This window comes from Limnohabitans sp. MORI2, from assembly GCF_027925025.1.
Classification (GTDB): domain Bacteria; phylum Pseudomonadota; class Gammaproteobacteria; order Burkholderiales; family Burkholderiaceae_C; genus Limnohabitans.
In genome coordinates this window covers 198,415-222,440 of record NZ_AP027058.1, presented here as the reverse complement: position 1 = coordinate 222,440, position 24,026 = coordinate 198,415, and the positions used below count along the sequence as shown (strand labels likewise).

The 24,026-nt window shown below is 54.1% G+C and carries 32 protein-coding genes and 1 tRNA gene; 6 read left to right on the top strand and 27 right to left on the bottom strand.

What is annotated here, in order from left to right:
* Positions 1–5 precede the first annotated feature (5 nt).
* The 6 genes from QMG27_RS01185 to QMG27_RS01160 all read right to left on the bottom strand — a co-directional run bounded on the left by QMG27_RS01185 (position 6) and on the right by QMG27_RS01160 (position 7,064).
* The gene (locus tag QMG27_RS01185) at positions 6–815 is read right to left on the bottom strand and encodes an ABC transporter ATP-binding protein (RefSeq protein WP_281812319.1); all 810 of its coding nucleotides are present in this window, start codon (positions 813–815) and stop codon (positions 6–8) included.
* 129 nt (positions 816–944) lie between these two features.
* Positions 945–2,267, bottom strand: a complete 1,323-nt coding sequence (locus tag QMG27_RS01180; RefSeq protein ID WP_281812317.1) for an ABC transporter substrate-binding protein — start codon at positions 2,265–2,267, stop codon at positions 945–947.
* A gap of 43 nt (positions 2,268–2,310) precedes the next feature.
* On the bottom strand, positions 2,311–3,387 hold the full coding sequence (locus QMG27_RS01175; protein ID WP_281812315.1) for a branched-chain amino acid ABC transporter permease: 1,077 nt from the start codon (positions 3,385–3,387) through the stop codon (positions 2,311–2,313).
* A gap of 11 nt (positions 3,388–3,398) precedes the next feature.
* Positions 3,399–4,328 (bottom strand): branched-chain amino acid ABC transporter permease, encoded by a 930-nt coding sequence (locus QMG27_RS01170; protein WP_281812313.1) that lies wholly within the window; start codon positions 4,326–4,328, stop codon positions 3,399–3,401.
* Positions 4,329–4,338: 10 nt separating this feature from the next.
* On the bottom strand, positions 4,339–5,121 hold the full coding sequence (locus tag QMG27_RS01165; RefSeq protein WP_281812311.1) for an ABC transporter ATP-binding protein: 783 nt from the start codon (positions 5,119–5,121) through the stop codon (positions 4,339–4,341).
* Positions 5,118–7,064 (bottom strand): AMP-binding protein, encoded by a 1,947-nt coding sequence (locus QMG27_RS01160; RefSeq protein WP_281812309.1) that lies wholly within the window; start codon positions 7,062–7,064, stop codon positions 5,118–5,120. Before QMG27_RS01160 ends, QMG27_RS01165 begins: the two co-directional genes overlap by 4 nt.
* A gap of 173 nt (positions 7,065–7,237) precedes the next feature.
* Between QMG27_RS01160 and QMG27_RS01155 the strand changes: the two genes are divergently transcribed.
* The 4 genes from QMG27_RS01155 (at position 7,238) to QMG27_RS01140 (ending at position 11,598) form a co-directional block, all read left to right on the top strand.
* A complete protein-coding gene (locus QMG27_RS01155) occupies positions 7,238–7,945 on the top strand; it encodes a Crp/Fnr family transcriptional regulator (protein WP_281812307.1) in 708 nt (235 codons plus the stop codon).
* A 12-nt stretch (positions 7,946–7,957) separates the two neighbouring features.
* Positions 7,958–8,815, top strand: a complete 858-nt coding sequence (locus QMG27_RS01150; protein ID WP_281812305.1) for a pseudouridine synthase — start codon at positions 7,958–7,960, stop codon at positions 8,813–8,815.
* A 70-nt stretch (positions 8,816–8,885) separates the two neighbouring features.
* On the top strand, positions 8,886–10,847 hold the full coding sequence (htpG, locus tag QMG27_RS01145; protein WP_281812303.1) for a molecular chaperone HtpG: 1,962 nt from the start codon (positions 8,886–8,888) through the stop codon (positions 10,845–10,847).
* Positions 10,848–10,866: 19 nt separating this feature from the next.
* On the top strand, positions 10,867–11,598 hold the full coding sequence (locus QMG27_RS01140) for a haloacid dehalogenase type II (protein WP_281812301.1): 732 nt from the start codon (positions 10,867–10,869) through the stop codon (positions 11,596–11,598).
* Here the strand turns inward: QMG27_RS01140 and QMG27_RS01135 are convergent.
* The 21 genes from QMG27_RS01135 to rplN form a co-directional block, all read right to left on the bottom strand.
* The gene (locus QMG27_RS01135) at positions 11,595–12,599 is read right to left on the bottom strand and encodes a serine/threonine protein kinase (protein WP_281812298.1); all 1,005 of its coding nucleotides are present in this window, start codon (positions 12,597–12,599) and stop codon (positions 11,595–11,597) included. The two genes, QMG27_RS01140 and QMG27_RS01135, sit on opposite strands and share 4 nt — an antisense overlap.
* Entirely contained in the window at positions 12,592–12,927 is a 336-nt protein-coding gene (locus tag QMG27_RS01130) for a DUF1840 domain-containing protein (protein ID WP_281812296.1), read from the bottom strand. Before QMG27_RS01130 ends, QMG27_RS01135 begins: the two co-directional genes overlap by 8 nt.
* 4 nt (positions 12,928–12,931) lie before the next feature.
* A complete protein-coding gene (locus QMG27_RS01125; RefSeq protein WP_281812294.1) occupies positions 12,932–13,798 on the bottom strand; it encodes an alpha/beta hydrolase in 867 nt (288 codons plus the stop codon).
* Positions 13,799–13,853: 55 nt separating this feature from the next.
* Positions 13,854–13,930: transfer RNA gene (locus QMG27_RS01120), tRNA-Met, on the bottom strand.
* A 22-nt stretch (positions 13,931–13,952) separates the two neighbouring features.
* Positions 13,953–14,348 carry a 50S ribosomal protein L17 gene (gene rplQ, locus QMG27_RS01115; protein WP_281812292.1) on the bottom strand — a complete coding sequence of 132 codons (396 nt, stop codon included), beginning with the start codon at positions 14,346–14,348 and terminating at the stop codon, positions 13,953–13,955.
* Between the two features lie 75 nt (positions 14,349–14,423).
* Positions 14,424–15,413, bottom strand: coding sequence for a DNA-directed RNA polymerase subunit alpha (rpoA, locus tag QMG27_RS01110; protein WP_281812290.1), 990 nt, complete (start codon positions 15,411–15,413; stop codon positions 14,424–14,426).
* A 112-nt stretch (positions 15,414–15,525) separates the two neighbouring features.
* Complete coding sequence (gene rpsD / locus QMG27_RS01105) at positions 15,526–16,149, bottom strand: 30S ribosomal protein S4 (protein ID WP_281812288.1); 624 nt, start codon at positions 16,147–16,149, stop codon at positions 15,526–15,528.
* 101 nt (positions 16,150–16,250) lie between these two features.
* Positions 16,251–16,652 carry a 30S ribosomal protein S11 gene (gene rpsK / locus QMG27_RS01100; protein WP_100133809.1) on the bottom strand — a complete coding sequence of 134 codons (402 nt, stop codon included), beginning with the start codon at positions 16,650–16,652 and terminating at the stop codon, positions 16,251–16,253.
* Between the two features lie 12 nt (positions 16,653–16,664).
* Positions 16,665–17,030, bottom strand: a complete 366-nt coding sequence (rpsM, locus tag QMG27_RS01095) for a 30S ribosomal protein S13 (protein WP_281812286.1) — start codon at positions 17,028–17,030, stop codon at positions 16,665–16,667.
* A gap of 25 nt (positions 17,031–17,055) precedes the next feature.
* Positions 17,056–17,169, bottom strand: coding sequence for a 50S ribosomal protein L36 (rpmJ, locus tag QMG27_RS01090; RefSeq protein ID WP_011481465.1), 114 nt, complete (start codon positions 17,167–17,169; stop codon positions 17,056–17,058).
* Positions 17,170–17,238: 69 nt separating this feature from the next.
* Positions 17,239–18,552 carry a preprotein translocase subunit SecY gene (gene secY / locus QMG27_RS01085; protein WP_281812284.1) on the bottom strand — a complete coding sequence of 438 codons (1,314 nt, stop codon included), beginning with the start codon at positions 18,550–18,552 and terminating at the stop codon, positions 17,239–17,241.
* A 28-nt stretch (positions 18,553–18,580) separates the two neighbouring features.
* Positions 18,581–19,012 carry a 50S ribosomal protein L15 gene (gene rplO, locus QMG27_RS01080; protein WP_281812282.1) on the bottom strand — a complete coding sequence of 144 codons (432 nt, stop codon included), beginning with the start codon at positions 19,010–19,012 and terminating at the stop codon, positions 18,581–18,583.
* Between the two features lie 9 nt (positions 19,013–19,021).
* The gene (rpmD, locus tag QMG27_RS01075) at positions 19,022–19,204 is read right to left on the bottom strand and encodes a 50S ribosomal protein L30 (RefSeq protein ID WP_281812280.1); all 183 of its coding nucleotides are present in this window, start codon (positions 19,202–19,204) and stop codon (positions 19,022–19,024) included.
* Between the two features lie 14 nt (positions 19,205–19,218).
* Positions 19,219–19,737, bottom strand: coding sequence for a 30S ribosomal protein S5 (gene rpsE, locus QMG27_RS01070; RefSeq protein WP_108283425.1), 519 nt, complete (start codon positions 19,735–19,737; stop codon positions 19,219–19,221).
* 18 nt (positions 19,738–19,755) lie between these two features.
* Complete coding sequence (gene rplR / locus QMG27_RS01065; RefSeq protein WP_281812277.1) at positions 19,756–20,121, bottom strand: 50S ribosomal protein L18; 366 nt, start codon at positions 20,119–20,121, stop codon at positions 19,756–19,758.
* An 11-nt stretch (positions 20,122–20,132) separates the two neighbouring features.
* Entirely contained in the window at positions 20,133–20,666 is a 534-nt protein-coding gene (gene rplF, locus QMG27_RS01060; protein WP_281812275.1) for a 50S ribosomal protein L6, read from the bottom strand.
* Between the two features lie 24 nt (positions 20,667–20,690).
* Complete coding sequence (gene rpsH, locus QMG27_RS01055; protein WP_281812273.1) at positions 20,691–21,086, bottom strand: 30S ribosomal protein S8; 396 nt, start codon at positions 21,084–21,086, stop codon at positions 20,691–20,693.
* A gap of 17 nt (positions 21,087–21,103) precedes the next feature.
* The gene (rpsN, locus tag QMG27_RS01050; RefSeq protein ID WP_281812271.1) at positions 21,104–21,409 is read right to left on the bottom strand and encodes a 30S ribosomal protein S14; all 306 of its coding nucleotides are present in this window, start codon (positions 21,407–21,409) and stop codon (positions 21,104–21,106) included.
* Complete coding sequence (gene rplE / locus QMG27_RS01045; RefSeq protein WP_281812269.1) at positions 21,402–21,956, bottom strand: 50S ribosomal protein L5; 555 nt, start codon at positions 21,954–21,956, stop codon at positions 21,402–21,404. The genes rpsN and rplE overlap by 8 nt, the downstream gene beginning before the upstream one ends.
* A gap of 2 nt (positions 21,957–21,958) precedes the next feature.
* Positions 21,959–22,279: a 50S ribosomal protein L24 gene (rplX, locus tag QMG27_RS01040; RefSeq protein ID WP_281812267.1), complete on the bottom strand. Its 321-nt coding sequence runs from the start codon at positions 22,277–22,279 to the stop codon at positions 21,959–21,961.
* Positions 22,280–22,288: 9 nt separating this feature from the next.
* Positions 22,289–22,657, bottom strand: coding sequence for a 50S ribosomal protein L14 (gene rplN, locus QMG27_RS01035; RefSeq protein ID WP_281812265.1), 369 nt, complete (start codon positions 22,655–22,657; stop codon positions 22,289–22,291).
* A 219-nt stretch (positions 22,658–22,876) separates the two neighbouring features.
* Between rplN and proC the strand changes: the two genes are divergently transcribed.
* Together proC and QMG27_RS01025 are read left to right on the top strand one after the other, a co-directional pair.
* Positions 22,877–23,707, top strand: coding sequence for a pyrroline-5-carboxylate reductase (gene proC / locus QMG27_RS01030; protein WP_281812263.1), 831 nt, complete (start codon positions 22,877–22,879; stop codon positions 23,705–23,707).
* A 54-nt stretch (positions 23,708–23,761) separates the two neighbouring features.
* On the top strand, positions 23,762–23,995 hold the full coding sequence (locus QMG27_RS01025) for a hypothetical protein (RefSeq protein ID WP_281812261.1): 234 nt from the start codon (positions 23,762–23,764) through the stop codon (positions 23,993–23,995).
* Positions 23,996–24,026 lie beyond the last annotated feature (31 nt).

Sequence of the window (24,026 nt, the reverse complement as noted above, 5' to 3'; positions counted from 1 at the left end):
CCCTCTTAAGCCAACCAACGCTTGCGACGCTTGTAGCTCTTGACGTCTTTGAAGCTCTTGCGTTCGTTGCCACCCACGCCAAGGTAAAACTCTTTCACGTCAGCGTTGTTGGCCAAGTCGTTGGCAGCACCGTCCATCACGATGCGGCCCGACTCCATGATGTAGCCATAGTCGGCGTACTTCAAAGCCATGTTGGTGTTTTGCTCGGCGATGAGGAAGGTGACTTTTTCTTTCTCGTTCAAATCTTTGACGATGTTGAACACTTCTTCCACGATTTGCGGCGCCAAGCCCATCGAGGGTTCGTCGAGCAACACCATGTTGGGGTTGGCCATCAACGCGCGGCCAATCGCGCACATTTGTTGCTCACCACCGGATGTGTACGCAGCCTGCGAAGTGCGGCGAGTTTTCAAGCGTGGGAAGTAGTTGTAGACCTTCTCCAAGTTGGCATCAATCTCGCCCTTGCTGGTGCGGGTGTAGCTGCCAGTGAGCAGGTTCTCTTCGATGGTCAAGTGAGCAAAGCAGTGACGACCTTCCATCACTTGCACCACACCGCGTTTGACCAGCTCAGCGGGTGAGAGGTTTTCAATGCGTTCACCACGGAACTCAATACTGCCCTTGGTCACATCGCCACGCTCACCTTTGAGCAGGTTGGAGATGGCACGCAAGGTCGTTGTTTTACCTGCGCCGTTGCCACCCAGCAATGACACGATGCTGCCTTCTGGCACGCTGAGCGAAACGCCCTTGAGCACCAAGATGACGTGGTTGTAAATGACTTCAATGCCATTGACGTTGAGAACGATGTTGTTGGCGCTCATAACTTACCTTGCTAAAAAAACGTTGTTGGACTGGACCAAACCTCAAACCCATCGCGGTGTTGTGTCTGAGGTTTGGCGGCTCGTGAGAGCCGCCAAATCATCAGCCCCGAAGGACTGATGTGCATCAAATTAAGACTGGCAGTCTGCAGCTGTACGACGTGTGAGTTTTTTCTCAGCAGCGTACTTGTCTGCGTACTGCTTGACCAAAGGCTTGATGATGGATTCATCAGCTTCGATCCAGTCAGACGTGAAGTTCCACTTCTTGCCGTCCCAGGTGTGAACGCGTGCAGAACGCGAACCTTCGTGGTCCAAGCAAGATGTGCTGATGGGCTTCATCACAGTGCCCAAGCCCAACTTATCGAGAGCTTTTTGGTCAAGCGTCAAGTTTTCCAAACCCCAGCGGATCTGTTCACCTGTCATGACCTTGCCTTTGCCGTAACGGCTTTGCGCTTGACGCACACCTTCCACAGCCAACGCAGCGCTGACCATGCCGCGGTTGTAGAGGGTTGAACCCACTTCTTCCGCAGGGCCTGTGCCTTGTTTTTTGCCATGCACGTGTGTCTTGATGTCAGCAATGATCTTGCCGCCTTCACCCGTTACGACCAAACCGTTGTAGCCTTTGGCAGCTTCGCCCACGTCTTTGACATCTGGCTCAGCAGCCGACCACCACACGCCGTACATTTTTTCGCGTGGGTAGCCAGTGGCCACAGCTTCTTTCAAAGCGGCAGAGTTCATCACGCCCCAGCCCCACAACAACACGTAGTCAGGACGAGCTTGACGCACTTGCAACCAAGTGGCTTTTTGCTCCACGCCAGGCGCAGTCACAGGCAAGAGTTGCAGGTCGAAGCCTTGCATCTTGGCGCGTTCTTGCAAGAGTGGAATTGGCTCTTTGCCGTAGGGGCTGTCGTGGTAGACCAAAGCGATCTTCTTGCCCTTGATATTGCCACCTTCTTTTTTGGTGATGTGCTGCATGATGATGTCAGCGCCAGACCAGTAGGTGCCCATCAATGGGAAGTTCCACTTGAACACTTGACCATCGCTGGACTCTGAACGGCCATAGCCGCCAGTGATGAGCGAGTTTTTGTCGTTAGGTGCTTTTTCAGTCAAAGCGAATGTGATACCAGTCGACAACGGCTGGAAGATCGCGCCTTGTGCTTTGCCTTTCAGGCGCTCATAGCACTCCACACCGCGGTCAGTAGCGTAAGCGGTGTCGCATTCTTCAAAAGCGATCTTGACGCCGTTGATACCACCGTCGCGTGCATTGATGAGTTTCAAATAGTCAGCGTAGCCGTTAGCCCATGGCACACCGTTGGGTGCATAAGCGCCTGTGCGGTATGGCAACACAGGGAAGAACTGCTCTTTGGCTTGCGCCTGAGCGGATGTGGTGACCACAGCGCTGGTCAAACCAGTTGCTGCAACGGCCACGGCCATCATGAGGGAACGAATTTTCATTGAAGTCTCCTTAGAAAAATTATGCGAACACCAGAAAACCAACTCAGTGAGGGAAAGGCCACAAACGCAGCTTTTGCTTACCCACACTCCACAACTTGGCCAAGCCATGAGGCTCAACAATCAAGAACCATACGATCAAAGCACCGAAGATCATTTGCTCGGCGTGTGTCAAAGCCGCGGTGCTGACCTCGACGCCGACCAATGCACCCAGGGATGGCAACACCAAGTTAATGATGATTGGCAGCACCACAATGAACGCAGCACCAAAGAAGCTACCCATGATGGAGCCCATGCCGCCCAAGATGACCATGAACAACAGTTGGAACGAACGATCCACAGAGAACGCGGCTGGCTCCCATGAACCCAGATAAACGAATGCCCACAAAGCACCAGCCACACCCACAATGAACGAGCTCACAGCAAACGCGCTGAGCTTGGCGTACATGGGGCGAATACCGATCACAGCAGCCGCCACGTCCATGTCACGGATGGCCATCCACTCACGGCCAATGGCGCTGCGTACTAAGTTTTTGGCTAGCAAACCGAACACCACCAAGAACACCAAGCAGAAGGTGTATTTTTCGTAAGGTGTGTTGATGGACATGCCGAAAACTTGCAAGTCAGACACCGAGGCTGTGCCAGAGGCAGAGTCGTTGGTGAACCACTTGATGCGCAAGAACGCCCAATCGCAGAAGAACTGAGCCGCCAACGTGGCCACGGCCAAATACAGGCCTTTCACACGCAAGCTTGGGATGCCAAAGAACATACCGACCAAGGTGGCAAAGAAGCCGCCCATCAGCAAGCACACGATCAAAGGCATACCTTCAATGCGCACAAAGAAGTTGTATGCGGCATAAGCACCCACGGCCATGAAGGCTCCAGAGCCCAAAGAAATTTGACCGCAATAGCCCACCAAGATGTTCACGCCCAAAGCAGCGAGCGACAAGATGAGGAAAGGAATCAAAATCGCGCGCAACATGTACTCATCGGCAAGCGCTGGCACGCCAATGAATGCAAACGCGATGAGCAGCAAAACACCAATGCGGTCTTGCGTGATCGGGAAGATCTGTTGATCTTCCTTGTAAGTCGTTTTGAATTGACCGTTTTCTCTGTAAAACATGATTCTTTTCCTTACACGCGGTCGATGATCTTCTCGCCAAACAAGCCTTGTGGACGAACCAACAAGAAGCCCAAAGCCAGAACATACGCAAACCAAATTTCGATACCGCCGCCCACCGATGGGCCGAGGAACACTTCAGACAACTTCTCACCGACGCCGATGATCAAGCCGCCAATAATGGCGCCAGGCACAGAGGTCAGACCACCCAAAATCACCACAGGCAAAGCACGCAAAGCCACGGTGGAGAGTGAGAACTGCACGCCCAACTTAGAGCCCCAAATCATGCCGGCCACCAAGGCCACCACACCGGCCACGCACCAAACGATGACCCAGATGCGGTTCAAAGGAATACCAATCGACTGCGCCGCTTGATGGTCATCAGCCACTGCGCGCAAGGCACGACCCGTAGTGGTTTTTTGGAAGAACACGCTGAGCAAGGCCACCAAAGCTGCCGCGATCACCGCAGCCACCAAGTCTTCTTGGTTGATCATGATGCCGCCTTCAAACATCGACTCGAACAACATGAGCGGCTCTTTGGGCATGCCCACATCAATCTTGTAAATGTCGCTACCGAAGATGGATTGACCCAAACCATCGAGGAAGTAAGTGATGCCCAACGTGGCCATCAACAAGGTGGTGCCTTCTTGGTTAACCAAGTGACGCAACACCAAATACTCCACCACCCAAGCTACGATGAACATCACCGCCGCTGCGCCGGCGAAGGCGAGCAAGTTGACGAGGAAGAAGTTGTCGATGCCTGTGAGTGCAGGGATCCACTCGCCAAAGCGGGCCATAGCCAACGCGGCGAACAACACCATCGCACCTTGCGCAAAGTTGAACACGCCTGAGGCTTTGTAAATCAGCACGAAGCCCAAGGCCACCAGCGAATACAACATGCCGGCCATCAAGCCGCCAAAAAGGGTTTCAAGAAAAAATGCCATGTTCTTGTCCTTAGTGTGAAGTGCCGAGGTAAGCACTGATGACTTCCTCGTTGTTGCGCACCTCATCGGGGGTGCCGTCGCCGATCTTCTTGCCGTAGTCGAGCACGACCACGCGATCAGAAATGTCCATCACCACGCCCATGTCGTGTTCGATCAACACGATGGTGGTACCAAATTCGTCGTTCACGTCCAAGATGAAGCGACACATGTCTTGCTTCTCTTCCACGTTCATACCGGCCATAGGTTCGTCAAGCAACAAGACTTGTGGCTCGAGGGCCAATGCACGACCCAAGTCCACACGCTTTTGCAAACCGTAGGGCAATTGACCCACGGGTGTTTTGCGGAAGGCTTGGATTTCCAAAAAGTCGATGATGCGTTCAACCTTTTCGCGATGGCGAATTTCTTCTTGCTCAGCGGGTCCAATGCGCAAGGCTTGCATGAGGATGTTGCTCTTCATGCGCAGGTTGCGTCCGGTCATGATGTTGTCGAGCACGCTCATGCCTTTGAACAAGGCCAAGTTTTGGAAGGTGCGCGCAATACCCATGGTGGCCACTTGGTGGCTGTCCATGTGGTCAAACTTCTGCCCACGGAAGGTGATCGAACCTTCAGACGGCGTGTACACGCCGTTGATGCAGTTGAGCATCGAGCTCTTACCCGCACCGTTGGGGCCAATGATGGCGCGTACTTCGTGTTCTTTGACGTTGAAGGAAATATCGGTCAGCGCCTTGACGCCACCGAAACGCAAACTGATGTTTTTGACGTCGAGGATGACGTCACCGATTTTCTTGCTCATGCTGCTTTCCCCACGGGTGCGAAGGTTTTGGTGTCAGACAGTTTGAGCGTTGCACTGACGCTGCCTGTACGGCCATCTTCAAACTTCACTTGGGTTTCAATGAATTGCTCGGTCGCACCGTTGTACAGCGCGGTGACCAGAGGCTCGTACTTCTCGGCGATGAAGCCGCGACGCACTTTGTTGGTACGGGTGAGTTCGCCATCGTCCGCATCGAGTTCTTTGTGCAACACGAGGAAGCGGCTCACTTGGCTACCGGCCAACAACTCGTCTGCCGCCAAATCGGCGTTGACTTTTTCAACGCATTCTTTGATGAGTGAGTACACCTCTGGTTTTTGCGCCAAATCGGTGTAGCCCGCATAAGGCAAGTTGCGACGCTCAGCCCAGTTGCCCACGGCTTCGATGTCGATGTTGATCATCACGCACACTTTTTCGCGTTGGTCGCCATAGGCCACCACTTCTTTGATGTGCGGGAAGAACTTGAGTTTGTTCTCGACGTACTTGGGCGCGAACATGGCGCCATCGTTGGCACCACCTTTGATGCGGCCCACGTCTTTGACGCGGTCAATGATTTTCAAGTGGCCATGTGCATCAATGAAGCCTGCATCGCTGGTGTGGTACCAGCCGTCGGCAGTGAGCACTTCTTCGGTGGCCTTGTCATTCTTGTAATAGCCCTTGAGCAAGCCAGGCGACTTGACCAAGATTTCGCCGTTGTCGGCCACTTTGATTTCCACACCGGAGCAAGGCACACCCACCGTGTCGGCACGCGCTTCGTGGTCCGGCTGCAAGCAGACGAACACCGCTGTTTCGGTAGAACCGTAGAGCTGCTTCAAGTTCACGCCAATCGAGCGGTAGAAAGTGAAGAGGTCGGGACCAATCGCCTCACCCGCTGTGTAAGCCACACGCACACGGCTCATACCGAGGTTGTTGCGAAGTGGGCCGTACACAAAAAAGTTACCCAAGGTGTAGAGCAAGCTGCCGACCAAACCGACAGATTTGCCATCCATCTTTTTGGGGCCGTATTTGCGAGCCACGTCCATGAAGTAATGGAACATGCCGCGCTTGATCGCGCCCGCATCTTCCATGCGAATCATCACGCTGGTCAGCAAGCCTTCAAACACGCGGGGTGGCGCGAAGTAGTACGTGGGACCGACTTCTTTCAAGTCGATGGTGACGGTCGCGCCCGACTCGGGGCAATTCACCACATAGCCGCAGTACAACCACTGGGCGTAGCTGAAAATGTTTTGACCAATCCAAGCGGGTGGCAAGTAAGCCAACACATCTTCGTGTGAGGTGAGCTTGTCGAACAAGGCGCCCGCTTCAGCACGGTTGATCAAGGAGTTGTGTGTGTGCACCACGCCTTTGGGATTGCCCGTGGTACCCGAGGTGAAGAACATCGCACCCACGTCGTCATGGTGTGCTTTTTCCACTTCGTCCAAGAAGAAGTCTGGATGCTGCTTGGCAAACACCGCACCGCCTGCCAACAACTCTTCGAGCGAGGCCAAGCCTGGTTCGTCGTATTTGCGCAAACCGCGAGGATCGTCGTAGAAGATGTGGGCGATTTGTGGGCACTGCTCACGAATCTCCAACAACTTGTCCACCTGCTCTTGGTCTTCCACCACACAAAAACGCACTTCGGCGTTGTTGAGCGGGAACACGCACTCTGGCGCTGCCGCATCTTGGTACAGCGGAATTGGAATTGCGCCCAACGATTGGGCAGCCAACATGGTGGCGTACAAGCGGGGGCGGTTGGAGCCAATGACCACCAAATGCTCGCCGCGTGTCAAACCGGCTTGATGCAAGCCGCAGGCCATGTGTTGCACCATCTTGGCCATATCGGCCCAGGTGATGGTTTGCCAAATGCCGTATTCCTTCTCGCGCATGGCGGGCGCTTGCGGGCGATCGCTGGCATGCTTGAGTAACAGTCGTGGGAACGTGGTTTGCATTCCGAATCCTTGCTTTGTGTGTCGACAAAAAACCATGACGCATACGTGACGCGTTTCTGATGTTGGCGCGATCGTAGGCCCGCATTTGACGCCAAGTTGTCGTTTCGACGACAATCTAGGGTAGACACTGAGAAGTGATTACCCCAATAAAACTTTTGACTTGATCAGCATTTATGGCACAACCCCCAAGTGTTTACCAACGCCGACGCAGTGCAACGCCCACAGAGTTGGCGGCCATTCCATGGCTTGCTTTGTTAACGCCGAGCGAGCGCAAACGCATCGAGTCACAAGTGGTGGTGAGCGACCCCATGCCTGGCGACTATGTCTGTCGCATGGGCCGTCAAGCCACCTTTTGGTTTGGCGTGGTGGAAGGCTTGCTGAAGATGAGCACTGACAGCGCCAGCGGCCGCACAATCACCTTCACAGGCGTGCCCCCTGGCGGTTGGTTTGGCGAAGGCACTGCCATCAAGCGCGAGACTTATCGCTACAACATCATGGCGTTACGACACAGTGTGGTGGCGGGCATTCCTGTGGACACGTTTCATTGGCTGCTCGACAACTCGATTGGATTTAACCGTTTCGTGATGAACCAACTCAACGAACGCTTAGCGCAATTCATCGAAGCGCGTGAAATTGATCGCTCCACCGACCCCGATGTACGCGTGGCACGCAACTTGGCTACGCTGTTTAACCCCACGCTCTACCCTGGTGTCGGTGAGGTGTTGCGCATCACACAGCAAGAGCTGGCCTACCTGGTGGGCTTGTCGCGCCAGCGCGTGAATGTGGCGCTCAACCGCCTAGAGGAACAAGGCGCGATTCGCATTGAATACGGCGGCATGCGTGTGCTGAATTTGGCGGCCTTACGCGCCAGCGGCACTTAAAATTCACCCCTTATGTCAGACACCCCCTCAGAACTCATTCGCCTCAACAAACGCATGGCCGAACTCGGCCTGTGCTCACGCCGCGAGGCCGATGCGTGGATTGAGCAAGGTTGGGTGTTGGTCAATGGCCGCCCTGCCGAAATGGGCGTGAAGGTTGGCCCCAAAGACCGCGTAGAGGTAGACCCACGCGCCAAAGGCCACCAAGACACACAAGTCACTGTTCTGCTTCACAAGCCCATGGGCTATGTGAGCGGGCAAGCCGAAGACGGGCATGAGCCTGCCATCATGTTGATTAACCCACGCACACATTGGGCGGGTGACTCGTCAAAGCGACGCTTCTCGCCCACCCAGCTGCGCAGCCTCGCCCCATCGGGCCGACTCGACATCGACTCCACGGGCTTGTTGGTGTTGACGCAAGACGGTCGAGTGGCTCGCCAATTGATTGGCGAAGACTCGGAGATGGAAAAAGAATACTTGGTGCGCGTGACCTACACCGGCCACGAAAACACCGCCGCAGCCACTGCCGCATCGGCCACGTATGGCGGCAGAGCCAACCAACTCAGCGCCATCGGCGACCACGACCGCGTGACCAACAACGTGCAAGCCGTGTTTCCCAAAGCCCAACTCGAACGCTTGCGCCACGGATTGAGCCTAGACGGCAAACCCCTCAAGCGCGCACAAGTGGAATGGCAAAACCCAGAGCAACTCCGCTTTGTACTGACCGAAGGCAAAAAGCGCCAAATTCGCCGCATGTGCGAACAAGTGGGCCTTCAGGTGGTCGGCCTCAAGCGCATCCGTATTGGGCGCGTGCAGCTGGGTCAACTGCCTGCGGGGCAGTGGCGCTACCTTGGGGCACATGAACGTTTTTAACCCCTCTTGAAATCTAGGCCAACGCCCCACATCTCGGGGCGTTGTTTTTTGTAATTTAGTTTTTGAAACCATGACCAAACAAACCCACGCATTCCAAGCCGAAGTGTCCCAACTCTTGCACTTGGTGACGCATTCGCTGTATTCCAACAAAGAAATCTTTTTGCGCGAGCTGGTGTCCAACGCCTCGGACGCGTGCGACAAGCTGCGCTATGAAGGTCTGAACAACGATGCACTGTTTGAAGGCAATGCCGAACTCGAAGTGCGCGTGAGCTTTGACAAAGCAGCCCGCACCTTGACCATTGCCGACAACGGCATTGGCATGAGTCAAGAGGAAGCCATTGCCCACTTGGGCACCATCGCCAAGAGCGGCACACGCGAGTTCATGGGCAAGCTCAGCAGTGACGACAAAGCCAACGCCAAAGACCAAGGCGCTTTGATTGGCCAGTTTGGTGTGGGCTTTTACTCAGGCTACATCGTGGCAGACCGCATCACGGTGGAGTCACGCCGTGCAGGCCTCAAGGCCGAAGAGGGCGTGCGCTGGAGCAGCACAGGCACGGGCGACTTTGAGGTGGAAACCATCACCCAAGCCGAGCGCGGCACCAAGATCATCTTGCACTTGCGTGACGATGCCGAGGAATACCTGAGCGCTTGGAAACTCAAGGCCGTCATCAACAAATACTCAGACCACATTTCTTTGCCCATCCGCATGCGCAAAGAAGAATGGAAAGAAGGCGAAAACGACCAGCCGGGCGAGATGGTGCTGACTGACGAATGGGAAACCGTCAACCAAGCCAACGCTTTGTGGGCACGCCCCAAAAAAGATGTGACTGCAGAGCAGCACGCAGAGTTTTACAAGCACATTAGCCACGACTTTGAAGCACCCTTGGCTTGGAGCCACAACCGTGTGGAAGGCAGCACCGAATACACGCAGCTGCTTTACATCCCCGCTAAGGCTCCGATGGACTTGTTCAACCGCGACAAGAAAGCGGGCTTGAAGCTGTACGTGAAACGCGTGTTCATCATGGACGACGCAGAGGCCTTGATGCCCTCTTACCTGCGCTTCATCAAGGGCGTGGTGGACTCAGCCGACTTGCCACTGAACGTGAGCCGCGAGTTGCTGCAAGAAAGCCGCGACGTCAAAGCCATTCGCGAAGGCAACACACGCCGCGTGTTGGCCGTGCTCGAAGACTTAGCCAAGTACGACAAAGCGCCCGTAGCTGGCGACGATGGCGTGACGGACGTCTTGAGCGATGAAGACAAAGCCAAAGAAGGTAAGTACAGCCAGTTCTACGCTGAGTTCGGCGCAGTGCTCAAAGAAGGCTTGGGCGAAGACTTTGCCAACAAAGACAAGATTGCCAAGTTGCTGCGCTTTGCCAGCACCTCTACCGATGCCGTGAGCGTGTCATTCGCCGACTACAAAGCTCGCATGAAAGAAGGCCAAGAGGCCATTTACTACATCACCGCTGACACATTGGCTGCGGCCAAGAACAGCCCACAGCTCGAAGTGTTCCGCAAAAAGGGCATCGAGGTGTTGCTGATGACCGACCGCGTGGACGAGTGGGCATTGAACTTTGTGCACGAGTTTGATGGCACCCCATTGCAGTCTGTGGCCAAAGGCGCGGTGGACTTGGGCAAGTTGCAAGATGAGGCAGAGAAGAAAGCAGCCGAAGATGCGGCAGAAGCTTTCAAGCCTGTGTTGGCAAAACTCAAAGAAGCCCTGAAAGACAAAGCCGACGATGTGCGTGTGACCACCCGCTTGGTCGATTCCCCCGCTTGCTTGGTGGTGAAAGACCACGGCATGTCGATGCAACTTGCTCGCATGCTCAAACAAGCTGGCCAGCAAGCCCCCGAGATGAAGCCTATCTTGGAAGTGAATGCAGAGCACGCCTTGGTGAAGAAGCTCAGCGGCGACGCCAACCCCAATTTCAACGACTTGGCGCACATCTTGTTTGACCAAGCCTTGTTGGCTGAAGGTGGTTTGCCTGAAGACCCTGCCGCCTATGTGAAACGGGTGAACGCACTCTTGGTGTAAAACACGGTCCATGACACACATGGACACACCCCACCCCGCGTCTTTAGACGACTTGAAGGCCAGCACGCAGGTGTTGGCCTTTGACATTTTTGGCACCGTGGTTGATTGGCACGGCAGCATCGTGCGCGAGATACAAGCGTTGTATCCGTCGGTGGATGCCAATGCATTTGCCTTGGCTTGGCGTGCGGGCTATCAACCGGCCATGACTCGCGTGCGCTCTGGCGAATTGGGCTGGACACGCATTGACGATCTACACCGATTGATTCTGGAAGATTTGTTACCCAAATTTGGCTTGGCTCATTTATCCGAAGCTGAGCGCGTTCACCTCAATCGCGTGTGGCACCGCTTAGACGCTTGGCCAGACAGCGTGGCAGGCCTGTTGAGGCTAAAAAAGAAATTCACCATTTGTTCACTCTCAAACGGCAATATCGGTTTACTCACCAACATGGCCAAGCGAGCAGGTTTACCTTGGGACTGTGTGTTGTCCGCTGAGGTGTTCCGCGCCTACAAGCCTGACCCCGCGACCTATCTGGGTGTGGCTTCGACATTCGACTTGCAACCCCACCAAGTCATGCTGTGTGCAGCGCACCATGACGACTTGCAGGGCGCTCGCGCTTGCGGCTTGCGCACCGCCTACATTGAGCGCCCTTTCGAGTTTGGTGTGGCTCAGCCTAAAGATGTATCGCCTCAGCCTGGCAACGATTTGCATGCGCGTGACATGCACGCATTAGCCGATTTGCTCGGCTGTTAAATGTAGAGCGGTTCTTCTTGCATGGCTTCGCATTGCTCCACCAGCATGTGCGCTTGCCCCGCCCAATAGTCGCTGCTGCCAAACCATGAGAAGTGCTGCGCAAAGGCGGGGTCGTCTTTGCGTCTGGCCAGCCACGCGCTGTAGTGGATCAATCGCAACGTGCGCAAGGGCTCAATCAGTGCGAGTTCGCTGCGATTGAGCTCACGCATTTGCTCGTAGCCATCTAACAGCATGGAGAGTTGTTGCGTACGTTGCGCACGCTCGCCACTGAGCAGCATCCACAAGTCTTGAATGGCGGGCCCCATGCGAGCATCGTCAAGGTCGACAAAGTGTGGGCCACCGTTCGGCAGCTCTGTGGGGGTCCACAAAATATTGCCGGGATGACAGTCACCATGCAAGCGAATGTGCAGCGCAGGATGCGCGGCGAATTTTTCTTGTGCGATGTCAATGGCTTGATTGCACACGGCCAGCCATTCGGTTTGCTGATCCATGGGGATGATGCGCTGCTCGATCAGCCAGTCGCGCGAATCGATGGCAAATGTGTTCACATCCAGCGTCGGACGCGATTCAAATTTTTGCTGAGCTCCGACGTTATGAATACGCGCGATGAAGCGCCCAACCCACTCCAACACTTCTGCATCGTCTAGTTCTGGCATGCGCCCACCTCGACGCGGACTGACACTGAATGCAAATCCATGCGCGTGGTGCAAGGTGTTACCTTGTAAATTGAGGGGGCCCACCAAAGGCACTTCTTCAGCCATCAGCTCCGCCGCAAAACTATGCTCTTCCAAGATTTGCGCATCGCTCCAACGCTCTGGCCTGTAAAACTTGGCCACCACCGAGCTGTTGTCATCCAGCATCGCTTGATAAACACGGTTTTCGTAGGAGCTGAGTGCCGTGAGGCGACCATCGACCTCTAGCCCTAAATCGGAGAGCGCATCGAGCACCACATCGGGCGTCAGCGCTTCGTAGGCGTGAGGCTTGCCCGCGTTGTCAAACACCCCAGACAACCTCTTTGTCTTCGGCATGTGCGCGACGCAGCATGTCGATGAAGGGCACGACGCGTTGTTTCAAACTGATGGTGCGCGGACCATCAGTTGCTGGTGCACTAACTTCACCATCACTTTTGCTTGCCTCTTTCGCCGCTTGAATGGCCAGCTCTTCTTGTGCGACGGCCGCATTCAAGGCGTCAATGGCAGCCATCATTTCACTGGGCAAGATGATGCCTTTCGCGCCCGGCTCTTTGCCAATGAGTTGGAGGATGTGCTTTCCTTGAGGCTCCAGCATGATGAGGTCGCCCGTGGCTTTGGATTTGAATTTGTACAGCATGGCTTCATTCTCCTAGCAAAGGTTCAACAGCGGCATGGAAGGCTTGTGGGTTTTCAAACATCACCCAATGACCGGCGTTGGGCACGACGCTGAATGTTGTTAAGCGAGAAAGCACTTGTGGCACTTGCATCAAGTTGTCTTTGTACAAAGCATCCGACGCTGCCCACACGCCATGCACTGGGCACGCCCACCGCGTTTGGGCTTGGGCCAAGACATGGGTGCGCGCGATGCGTCGTCGGCGCAATCGATCGCGCGCCACATTCGCTTCTTGCAAATCGATCACTTCCTCTGTCACGCTCTCAGGATGAACAAACATCATGGTGTTCAGGTTGTGTCTGTGCACATCGCGCTGGGCGGCCTTATCCATGTTCGGTGTCATACCTCGCATAGGTAACTCTTTGCCAAACAGCCCCAAGCCTGGGGCGCCCACCAAAATGAGCTGGCGAATCAGCGCAGGGTATTCAGCAGCCACCAATCCTGCTGTCATGCCGCCAAAGGAGAAGCCCAGGACATCGACAGCTTGGCCATGAAATGATTGCGTGAGAATGTCTGCGAGGTAAGGCACCAAGCCATCCGCATCTGTCACGCCTGCTGGCAAACTGGAATCTCCGAAACCTGGAATGTCTAGTGCCCAGACTTCACGATGCTCGGCGAAATGCTCGACATTGCGCAGCCAATGCGTCCAGCTGCCGGAGCCGCCGTGCAACAGCACGAGCGGACGTTGCAAGGGCTGATGACCACCATTGGCCACATCGGCATTCGTAGGCGCTGCAGAGGCCTTCATCGAGCCCCACACATGCCAAACGGCATCACCCCATGCATAGCTTTGCACGATACGTTGCGACAAGGCCTCGACACGGCTGATTTCCATGTGTGAATTTTCCAAGAAAAACGCCCACTGAATAAATTCAGCGGGCGTTTTAAAGTGGTTGCGCGAGTAGGATTTGAACCTACGACCTTTGGGTTATGAGCCCAACGAGCTACCAGGCTGCTCCATCGCGCGTCAAGAGGATTAGTATAACCTATTAAGCGGCTGTTTCGGTAGAAGAAGCCTCAGAAACTTCTGGGCGGTCCACCAATTCAACATAAGCCATGGGTGCGTTGTCGCCAACGCGGAAACCCATTTTCAAGATGCGGGTGTAACCACCTGGACGTGTCTTGAAACGTGGACCCAATTCGTTGAACAATTTCACAACGCTGTCACGATCGCGCAAGCGGTCGAAGGCCAAGCGGCGGTTTGCAACGGTAGGCTCTTTGGCCAAAGTGATCATGGGCTCAATCACGCGGCGCAGTTCTTTGGCCTTTGGCAAAGTTGTTTTGATGGCTTCGTGCTCGATGAGCGAATTCATCATGTTGCGCAACATCGCCAAACGATGTGAGCTGGTGCGGTTGAGTTTGCGAAGTCCGAGACCGTGACGCATTTTGATTTCCTTTGATGTTTTGCCGGCCGCCGTATCAGGTACGGCCAGGGGACTTTAAAAGTCAGTGGTTTTGAATTAACGACGCTCTAAACCGGCAGGTGGCCAGCTTTCGAGTTTCATGCCCAAAGTCAAGCCGCGTGAAGCGAGCACTTCTTTGATTTCGTTGAGTGACTTTCGACCCAAGTTAGGGGTCTTGAGCAACTCGTTTTCAGTGCGCTGAATCAGGTCACCGATGTAGTAGATGTTTTCTGCTTTCAAGCAGTTGGCAGAGCGAACGGTCAATTCCAACTCGTCGACAGGGCGCAACAAGATGGGGTCGAAAGTTTGGCTGCTTGCCGTAGGTGCGCTCATCAAGCTGTTGATGGCGTCGCCTTCCAACTGAGCGAACACAGCCAGTTGCTCGACCAAAATCTTTGACGAAGCACGCACAGCGTCTTCAGCAGAAATCGCACCGTTGGTTTCGATTTCCATGACCAAACGGTCGAGGTCAGTACGTTGTTCAACACGTGCGTTTTCAACGCTGTAGCTCACGCGGCTCACAGGAGAGAACGCCGCGTCCAACACGATACGGCCGATGGACTTGCTTGGCTCTTCGCCATAACGACGCACAGTACCTGGCACATAGCCACGGCCTGTTTCAACTTTGAGTTGAATGTCGATCTTGCCACCTTGTGACAAGTTGGCAATCACGTGCTCAGGGTTGATGATTTCAACATCGTGAGGCACTTGGATGTCTGCAGCAGTCACAGCACCTTCGCCGTCTTTGCGCAAGCTCAGAGTAACTTCATCGCGGTTGTGCATCTTGAACACAACGCCTTTGAGGTTCAACAAAATGTTGACCACGTCTTCTTGCACGCCGTCGATCGACGAGTATTCGTGCACCACGCCAGCGATGGTGACTTCAGTCACAGCATAGCCAACCATGGATGACAACAAGACGCGACGCAGGGCATTACCCAGCGTGTGGCCATAGCCACGCTCAAACGGCTCCAAAGTCACTTTGGCGCGGTTGTGGCCCAATTGCTCGACGTGAATATTTTTTGGTTTCAGCAAGTTCGTTTGCATTCAGATTTCCTCTCAATACCCCCGGTTCGTTACACCGGTAAGGCTGGGTGTCTGGACCACGCTGCGCGAGCGGGCAGCGTGGGGTGCGTTAGGTTGAAAACTTCAACCAGGATTAACGCGAGTAAAGTTCGACGATCAGCGATTCGTTGATGTCTGCAGCGAATTCGTCGCGGTCTGGCGTCTTCTTGAACACGCCTTCAGCTTTGTCTGCATTGACTTCCACCCAAGCAGGCATGCCCACTTGTTTAGCCAATTCCAAAGCTTCTAAAACGCGGCCTTGCTTTTTAGACTTTTCACGCACAGCCACCACATCACCGGCTTTCACCAAGTAAGAAGCGATGTTGACTTGTTGACCGTTCACAGTGATGGCTTTGTGTGACACCAACTGACGTGCTTCAGCACGTGTAGAGCCGAAACCCATGCGGTACACAACGTTGTCCAAACGTGTTTCCAAGATGGTCAACAAGTTAGCGCCTGTATTGCCCTTTTGACGGTCAGCGGCTGCGAAGTAACGGCGGAACTGACGCTCCAACACACCGTACATGCGTTTGACTTTTTGTTTTTCGCGCAATTGCAAGCCGAAGTCAGACGTGCGCTGACCTGAAGTGCGGCCGTGTTGGCCTGGCTTGGTGTCGAATTTAGACTTGTCTGCGATCGAGCGGCGTGCGCTCTTCAAGAACAAGTCAGTGCCTTCACGGCGAGAGAGTTTGGCCTTGGGGCCGAGGTAACGTGCCACTTGAATTTCCTTTTTTATCAGCTACTCGCAAGAAGCGAGGAGCCGCTGGGGGTTAGCCAGCGGCGGTGGGCTTGTGGTTAACAGTAAAAAGCGAAAAACGCTTAGATACGACGACGCTTTTGTGGACGGCAGCCGTTGTGCGGCACGGGTGTCACGTCAGCGATCGAGTTGATGCGAATGCCCAATGCGGCCAAAGCGCGCACTGAAGATTCACGGCCAGGACCTGGGCCTTTGATTTCGACATCGAGGTTCTTGATGCCTTGATCAACGGCAGCGCGGCCAGCAACTTCCGAAGCCACTTGAGCTGCGAAAGGTGTGGACTTGCGTGAGCCCTTGAAACCTTGACCACCTGACGAAGCCCAAGACAATGCATTGCCTTGGCGGTCAGTGATGGTGATGATGGTGTTGTTGAACGACGCGTGCACGTGCGCGATGCCGTCAGCAATGTTCTTACGAACCTTTTTACGTACGCGTGAAGCTGCGCCGCTTGGAGATTTAGCCATTGTTCAGTCCTATTATTTCTTCAACGACTGGGCTGCTTTACGCGGACCCTTGCGTGTACGAGCGTTGGTACGCGTACGTTGGCCACGCATAGGCAGACCACGACGGTGACGGAAGCCGCGGTAGCAACCAATGTCCATCAAACGCTTGATGTTCATTGTTGTTTCGCGACGCAAGTCACCTTCAATCGTGAAGGCTGCGATCTCGTCACGGATTTTTTCCAAATCCGAGTCGGTCAGATCTTTGATCTTCTTTGCGTAATCAATGCCACATGCTTCGCAAATTTTGCGAGCGCGTGTGCGACCAATACCAAAAATCGATGTCAAACCGATTTCAGCGTGTTTGTGCGGCGGAATATTAATGCCAGCGATACGTGCCATGTGCGTCCTCTTTAAACCAGTTCAATCAACCTTGACGCTGTTTGTGGCGGGGATCTGTACAGATCACGCGAACCACACCCTTGCGACGGATGATTTTGCAGTTGCGGCAAATTTTTTTGACCGAAGCCGAAACTCTCATTTCACTCTCCTAAAACTCATTTCATTTCACGCCCTCATTGGCATGAAACACGACTACTGACTTGGCTCGTTAGAGCGTTGTTTTGAAACTTGCCTTTTTCAGCAACGATTCGTACTGCTGGCTCATCATGTAGTTTTGCACTTGGGCCATGAAGTCCATAGTAACCACCACAATGATCAGCAACGATGTACCACCGAAGTAGAAAGGCACGTTGTATTTCAAGATCAAGAACTCAGGCAACAAGCACACAAAGGTGATGTAGACAGCGCCCGCAAGCGTGAGTCGAACCAAAATTTTGTCGATGTATTTGGCGGTGTGATCACCGGGACGGATGCCGGGAACAAATGCACCGCTCTTCTTCAGATTATCCGCTGTTTCTCGGCTGTTGAAGACCAAGGCGGTGTAAAAGAAGCAGAAAAACACAATCGCAGCTGCATACAACATCACATAGACAGGCTGTCCGGGTGCAAGTGCTGCAGAAATATCCTTGAGCCAACGCATGCTGTCACCAGAGCTGAACCAGCTCACCACAGTTGCGGGCAAGAGAATGATGGACGAAGCGAAGATGGGAGGAATGACGCCAGCCATGTTCAACTTCAAGGGCAAGTGAGACGATTGACCGCCATACACCTTGTTACCCACTTGGCGACGCGCGTAGTTCACCAAGATTTTGCGTTGACCGCGCTCCACGAACACCACGAAGTAAGTGACCAAAGCCACAACGATCACGATGATGATGGCAGCCAAAATGCTCATCGCGCCAGTACGCACCAATTCAAGCAAACCACCGATAGAACCGGGCAAGCCTGCTGCGATACCAGCAAAAATCAGAATAGAGATACCGTTACCCAAACCACGCTCAGTGATTTGTTCACCTAACCACATCAGGAACATGGTGCCAGCGGTCAAGCTAACCATGGCTGTCATGCGGAAACCAAAGCCTGGCACATTGACCAAACCGGCTGATGCTTCCAACGCCAAGGCAATACCCATGGACTGGAACAAAGCCAAGCCCAACGTGCCAAAACGTGTGTATTGAGTGATCTTGCGACGACCTGCTTCGCCCTCTTTCTTGAGTTGCTCCAAGGAGGGCAACACATAGGTGAGCAGCTGCATGATGATCGATGCAGAGATGTAAGGCATGATGCCCAATGCGAACACCGTGAAGCGTGACAACGCGCCACCGGAGAACATATTGAACAAGCTCAAAATGCCGCCCTGCTGACCCTTGAACAATTGCTGCAATTGCTCAGGGTTGATGCCGGGCACTGGAATATGCGCACCCACGCGGTACACCACCAAGGCGAGCAGCAAGAAGACCAGACGGCGACGCAGGTCGCCGAACTTGTCGGTGTTGCCAATCGTTGTAGGTTTAGTAGCCACGGAGCGCTTTTCCTATTGAGACGATCGCTTAAGCGACAGAGCCGCCAGCGGCTTCGATCGCAGCTTTAGCGCCGGCAGTTGCGCCGATGCCATTGAGCTTGACAGCTTTTGTCAATTCGCCAGTCTTCACAACTTTGACCACGCGAGCGATAGATGCCACGAGGCCTGCGGCCTTCAATGTCAACATATCGACTTCGGGTGCGCCGAGTTGTTGCAAGTCAGCTAAGGTCACTTCGTCGTTGTACTTCAAAGCAGCAGACTTAAAGCCGCGCTTGGGCAAACGGCGTTGCAAAGGCATTTGACCGCCTTCGAAACCAACCTTGTGGTAGCCGCCAGAACGTGACTTTTGACCTTTGTGACCGCGACCAGCAGTCTTACCCAAGCCAGAGCCAATACCGCGACCAACGCGACGCTTGGCGTGTTTTGCGCCAGGTGCGTGGGTGATGTTATTGAGTTCCATGTTTAACCTTTACAGCACTTTGACCAGATAGCTGATCTTGTTAATCATGCCGCGCACTGCAGGCGTGTCTTGCAACTCGCTCACAGAATTCAGTTTGCGCAAGCCCAAGCCACGAACGGTGGCGCGGTGCGATTCTTTTGTGCCAATTGGGCTACGCACCAATTGGATCTTGACAGTTTGAGGGGTGCTCATCGAATGCTCCGGAATTAGGCGAAGATTTCTTCGATATTCTTGCCACGCTTAGCAGCAACTTCTGCAGGCGTAGTTGAATTGTTCAAAGCATCCAACGTTGCACGAACCATGTTGTAAGGGTTCGATGTGCCGTGGCTCTTGGCCACGATGTCTGTGATGCCCATCACTTCGAAAACAGCGCGCATAGGGCCGCCTGCGATGATGCCGGTACCCTTAGGTGCAGGAATCATCATGACGTTGGCAGCACCGTGACGACCGTGCACCGTGTGGTGAATCGTGCCGTTTTTCAAAGTAACTTTAGTCATGTTGCGACGGGCTTCTTCCATCGCTTTTTGAACAGCTGCTGGCACTTCTTTCGACTTGCCTTTGCCCATGCCCACGCGGCCATCGCCGTCACCCACCACAGTCAAAGCTGCGAAACCGAGAATACGGCCGCCCTTAACCACTTTGGTAACGCGGTTGACCGCGATCATTTTTTCGCGGAGTCCGTCTTCTGGACCGTCACCCTGCGCTTTAGCTTGAAATTTAGCCATGTGTAATTTCCAATCCGATTAGAACTGCAAGCCAGCTTCGCGGGCTGCGTCGGCCAAAGCCTTGACACGACCGTGGTATGCGAAACCTGAACGGTCAAACGCCACTTTTTCAACGCCAGCTTTTTTAGATTTCTCAGCAATCAACTTGCCGATCACTTGCGCTGCATTGACGTTGCCGCCTTTGCCAGTTGCGCCGAGTTGCTTGCGCACATCGGCTTCGGCTGTCGAAGCTGTAGCCACCACCTTGGTACCGCAAGCGGAAACCACAGTCGCGTAGATGTGCAAGTTGGTACGGTTGACCATCAAACGCGCCACGCCTTGGTTGGCAATGCGGATGCGAGTTTGACGTGCACGACGGAGACGCTGCTCTTTTTTGTTCAACATCTTGCAGCTCCTTATTTCTTCTTGGTCTCTTTGATCGTGATCTTCTCATCCGAATAACGGATGCCCTTGCCTTTGTAAGGCTCTGGGGGACGAATTGCACGAATCTCAGCGGCCACCTGACCCACACGTTGGCGGTCAGCACCTTTGATGATGATCTCAGTTGGAGCGGGTGTCTCAACCTTGATACCTTCAGGCATGTCTTTGTTGACGGGGTGAGAGAAACCCACTGCCAAGTTCAATTTAGAACCTTGTGCAGCAGCTTTGTAACCCACACCCACCAAAGTCAACTTCTTCTCGAAGCCTTTGGTCACACCGGTCACCATGTTGTTGACCAATTGACGCAAAGTACCGCTCATGGCGTTGGCTTCGCGAGAGTCATCCACTGGCGTGAAAGTCACTTGACCAGCTTCGTTGACAACCTTCACCAATGCATGGGCAGCCACCGACAGCGTACCGCCGGAACCTTTGACACTGATTTGGGCGCTATTGATAGACACGTCCACACCTTGGGGGACGGTCACAGGCGTTTTTCCTACTCGGGACATTTCAGTCTTTCCTTTAGGCTGCGGTTAAGCGACGTAGCACAACACTTCGCCACCGACACCGGTTGCGCGTGCTTTACGGTCAGTCATCACACCTTTGGGTGTGGTAACGATTGCCACGCCCATGCCATTCATGACTTGGGGGATAGCGCCGCAGCCTTTGTAAACGCGCAAGCCAGGACGGCTCACACGCTCAATGCGTTCGATCACTGGACGACCTGCGTAGTACTTGAGAGAAATCTCAAGCTCAGTCTTGCCAGCGTCTTTTTTAATTTGAAAACCGTCGATGTAGCCTTCGTCTTTCAACACTTGCGCAATGGCGATCTTCACTTTAGAAGAAGGCACCATCACAGTGGGCTTAGCCACCATTTGCGCATTGCGGATACGAGTCAGCAAGTCGGCGATTGGATCACTCATGCTCATATTGAATCTCCTGCCTATTACCAGCTGGCTTTGGTGATGCCGGGAATGTTGCCTTGGAAGGCGAGTTCACGGATCTTGGCGCGGCCAAGGCCGAATTGGCGGAACGTACCACGTGGACGACCAGTGATGGCACAACGGTTACGTTGACGTGTTGGGTTGGCGTTGCGTGGCAACTTTTGCAAACCCAAACGGGCGGCAGCGCGCTCTTCGTCGCTACGCTTGGCGTCGTTGGCAATTGCCTTCAACTCAGCGTGCTTCGCAGCGTACTTTGCAACCAAACGGTCACGCTTGAGCTCGCGCTCGATCAATGCTTGTTTAGCCACGTGCCACCTCTGTCTTGAATGGGAAACGGAAACCAGCCAAGAGTGCGCGGCACTCTTCGTCAGTCTTAGCCGTTGTGGTGATGCTGATGTTCAAGCCACGCAAAGCGTCAACCTTGTCGTACTCGATCTCAGGGAAAATGATTTGCTCTTTCACGCCGATGTTGTAGTTACCACGGCCATCGAAAGCGCGAGCAGAGATACCACGGAAGTCACGCACGCGAGGCAAAGCCACGGTCACGAAACGATCCAGGAATTCATACATCTGAACGCCACGCAAAGTCACCATGCAACCGATAGGCTGGCCTTCACGGATTTTGAAACCCGCGATCGCTTTTTTAGCCTTGGTCACCACAGGCTTCTGGCCTGCGATTTTGGTCAAGTCGTTCACGGCGTTGTCCATGACTTTTTTGTCAGCGACAGCTTCGCTCACACCCATGTTCAACGTGATTTTGGTCAAACGTGGAACTTGCATGGGCGATGTGTAACCGAACTTAGCGGTCAACTCAGGAGCCACTTTTTCACGGTAGTGTTGTTGCAGTCGTGCCATAGTTATGCCGCCTTGATTTCTTCGCCGCTGGACTTGAAGACGCGCACTTTGCTGCCGTCTGCCAGAACCTTGATGCCAACACGATCACCCTTACCAGTGGCAGCATTGAAAATGGCCACGTTGGACTGATGAATTGGCATTGCTTTTTCAACGATGCCACCTTGAGTACCAGCCATTGGGTTTGGCTTGGTGTGTTTTTTCACCAAGTTAATGCCATCGACCACCAAGTGGCTGTCATCCTTGCGCAGCGACACAACGCCACGCTTACCTTTGTCACGCCCAGTAAGGACGATGACTTGGTCGCCTTTGCGAATCTTGTTCATTGTGAGTCCTTACAGAACTTCAGGAGCCAATGACACGATCTTCATAAACTTCTCAGTGCGCAACTCGCGCGTCACTGGGCCGAAGATACGGGTGCCGATAGGCTCCAACTTTGCATTGAGCAACACAGCTGCGTTGCCATCGAATTTAACGAGCGAACCGTCGCCGCGGCGGATGCCTTTGGCAGTACGGACCACAACAGCGCTATACACCTCGCCTTTTTTGACGCGGCCGCGCGGAGCAGCTTCTTTCACGCTCACCTTGATGATGTCACCAACGCTTGCATAGCGACGCTTTGAACCGCCGAGCACCTTAATGCACAGAACGGACTTCGCGCCGGTGTTGTCAGCGACATCTAACCGAGATTCAGTTTGGATCATTTCAATATTCCCAACTTGCACCAGTCTTTGCACAACTCTCATTGCACGCAGAACCGATCAGTCTTGGGCCCGTCATCCACATCGCGAACCACTCGCAACGCTTCAACTTGGGGCAGATAAACCCCGCTTTTTTTAGCGGAGCCGCAGATTATGCCATAACTTTTTGGCCCGCGTCAAACTTTTTTTACAAATCTTTTGAGATTGCCCGACAATTCTTATATGTCTACACCCTCCAACACCCCTCAAACCCTTGCATTCATTGGCGGCGGCAATATGGCCAGCGCCATTATTGGTGGTCTGATCAAGCAAGGCACGCCCCCTAACCGCATCTTGGTAGTTGAGCCCTTTGAAGAAGCGCGTCAACGCCTTCAGGCCCAATTCGGCGTACGCGTACTGGCCGTAGCTGACCAGACCTTGTCTGAAGCTAGCTTGTGCATTTGGGCCGTCAAACCCCAAACATTCAAAGAAGCCGCAGACCAAACTCGCTCTTTTTGCGGTCACGCCCTGCACCTCAGCGTCGCAGCCGGCATCCGCAGTGACAGCATTGCCCAATGGTTGGGCACCGAGCGCGTGGTTCGAGCCATGCCCAACACACCCGCACTTGTTGGCTTGGGGCAAACAGGCCTGTTTGCCCGCGACGCTGTCACGGCTGCCGACAAGGCGTGGATTGAGCAAGTTATCACCACCACGGGCGCATTGCTGTGGGTCAGTGAGGAGCCCCTGCTTGATGCGGTAACCGCCATCTCCGGCTCAGGCCCTGCTTATGTGTTCTTTTTTATAGAAGCCATGGTTGAGGCTGGCGTCAAGATGGGGCTCACCGCCGAGCAAGCCACACAACTGGCGATTGGCACCTTTGAAGGCGCATCGCAACTGGCCAAGTCTGCCAACGAACCCCCGTCTGTGCTGCGCGAACGTGTGACCTCCAAGGGCGGCACCACCTATGCGGCCCTCACATCGATGCAAAACGCGAACATGGGCCCTCTGTTTCAAGTCGCCTTACAGGCCGCACAACAGCGCGCGCACGAGCTCGGCGATGAATTTGGTCGTTAATCCCCACAAGTAATGCGACAATACCGCCGTTGATTTTTTAAAACATTTGCATCCATGAACAAACTTTTGATTTCTTTGTTGTCCGCCGCAGCCTTGGGTTTGCCATTGGCTTCTACCGCCCAAGCGCCTGCCATGCCAACCGCCCCTGCAGCGCAACCTGAACAAGCGACTGCGCCCGCCGCACCTGCTTACACCAACACAGATTCAGCCGCTTCCAAAAAGGCAGCTAAAAAAGCGAAGAAGAAAAAACTGAAAAAGAAGAAGTCCAAAAAAGCCAAGGCTCACTAAGCCACACGTTTGACTCTTCTCAACAAAAAAG

Excerpts from the sequence above, each read along its gene's own strand:
- QMG27_RS01185 (WP_281812319.1), bottom strand. The coding sequence starts at position 815 with ATGAGCGCCAACAACATCGTTCTCAACGTCAATGGCATTGAAGTCATT.
- QMG27_RS01180 (WP_281812317.1), bottom strand. The coding sequence starts at position 2,267 with ATGAAAATTCGTTCCCTCATGATGGCCGTGGCCGTTGCAGCAACTGGT.
- QMG27_RS01175 (WP_281812315.1), bottom strand. The coding sequence starts at position 3,387 with ATGTTTTACAGAGAAAACGGTCAATTCAAAACGACTTACAAGGAAGAT.
- QMG27_RS01170 (WP_281812313.1), bottom strand. The coding sequence starts at position 4,328 with ATGGCATTTTTTCTTGAAACCCTTTTTGGCGGCTTGATGGCCGGCATG.
- QMG27_RS01165 (WP_281812311.1), bottom strand. The coding sequence starts at position 5,121 with ATGAGCAAGAAAATCGGTGACGTCATCCTCGACGTCAAAAACATCAGT.
- QMG27_RS01160 (WP_281812309.1), bottom strand. The coding sequence starts at position 7,064 with ATGCAAACCACGTTCCCACGACTGTTACTCAAGCATGCCAGCGATCGC.
- QMG27_RS01155 (WP_281812307.1), top strand. The coding sequence starts at position 7,238 with ATGGCACAACCCCCAAGTGTTTACCAACGCCGACGCAGTGCAACGCCC.
- QMG27_RS01150 (WP_281812305.1), top strand. The coding sequence starts at position 7,958 with ATGTCAGACACCCCCTCAGAACTCATTCGCCTCAACAAACGCATGGCC.
- htpG (WP_281812303.1), top strand. The coding sequence starts at position 8,886 with ATGACCAAACAAACCCACGCATTCCAAGCCGAAGTGTCCCAACTCTTG.
- QMG27_RS01140 (WP_281812301.1), top strand. The coding sequence starts at position 10,867 with ATGGACACACCCCACCCCGCGTCTTTAGACGACTTGAAGGCCAGCACG.
- QMG27_RS01130 (WP_281812296.1), bottom strand. The coding sequence starts at position 12,927 with ATGCTGTACAAATTCAAATCCAAAGCCACGGGCGACCTCATCATGCTG.
- QMG27_RS01125 (WP_281812294.1), bottom strand. The coding sequence starts at position 13,798 with ATGGAAATCAGCCGTGTCGAGGCCTTGTCGCAACGTATCGTGCAAAGC.
- rplQ (WP_281812292.1), bottom strand. The coding sequence starts at position 14,348 with ATGCGTCACGGTCTCGGACTTCGCAAACTCAACCGCACCAGCTCACAT.
- rpoA (WP_281812290.1), bottom strand. The coding sequence starts at position 15,413 with ATGCAAACGAACTTGCTGAAACCAAAAAATATTCACGTCGAGCAATTG.
- rpsK (WP_100133809.1), bottom strand. The coding sequence starts at position 16,652 with ATGGCTAAATCTCCAAGCGGCGCAGCTTCACGCGTACGTAAAAAGGTT.
- rpsM (WP_281812286.1), bottom strand. The coding sequence starts at position 17,030 with ATGGCACGTATCGCTGGCATTAATATTCCGCCGCACAAACACGCTGAA.
- rpmJ (WP_011481465.1), bottom strand. The coding sequence starts at position 17,169 with ATGAGAGTTTCGGCTTCGGTCAAAAAAATTTGCCGCAACTGCAAAATC.
- rplO (WP_281812282.1), bottom strand. The coding sequence starts at position 19,012 with ATGGAACTCAATAACATCACCCACGCACCTGGCGCAAAACACGCCAAG.
- rpmD (WP_281812280.1), bottom strand. The coding sequence starts at position 19,204 with ATGAGCACCCCTCAAACTGTCAAGATCCAATTGGTGCGTAGCCCAATT.
- rpsE (WP_108283425.1), bottom strand. The coding sequence starts at position 19,737 with ATGGCTAAATTTCAAGCTAAAGCGCAGGGTGACGGTCCAGAAGACGGA.
- rplR (WP_281812277.1), bottom strand. The coding sequence starts at position 20,121 with ATGTTGAACAAAAAAGAGCAGCGTCTCCGTCGTGCACGTCAAACTCGC.
- rplF (WP_281812275.1), bottom strand. The coding sequence starts at position 20,666 with ATGTCCCGAGTAGGAAAAACGCCTGTGACCGTCCCCCAAGGTGTGGAC.
- rpsH (WP_281812273.1), bottom strand. The coding sequence starts at position 21,086 with ATGAGCATGAGTGATCCAATCGCCGACTTGCTGACTCGTATCCGCAAT.
- rplE (WP_281812269.1), bottom strand. The coding sequence starts at position 21,956 with ATGGCACGACTGCAACAACACTACCGTGAAAAAGTGGCTCCTGAGTTG.
- rplX (WP_281812267.1), bottom strand. The coding sequence starts at position 22,279 with ATGAACAAGATTCGCAAAGGCGACCAAGTCATCGTCCTTACTGGGCGT.
- rplN (WP_281812265.1), bottom strand. The coding sequence starts at position 22,657 with ATGATCCAAACTGAATCTCGGTTAGATGTCGCTGACAACACCGGCGCG.
- proC (WP_281812263.1), top strand. The coding sequence starts at position 22,877 with ATGTCTACACCCTCCAACACCCCTCAAACCCTTGCATTCATTGGCGGC.
- QMG27_RS01025 (WP_281812261.1), top strand. The coding sequence starts at position 23,762 with ATGAACAAACTTTTGATTTCTTTGTTGTCCGCCGCAGCCTTGGGTTTG.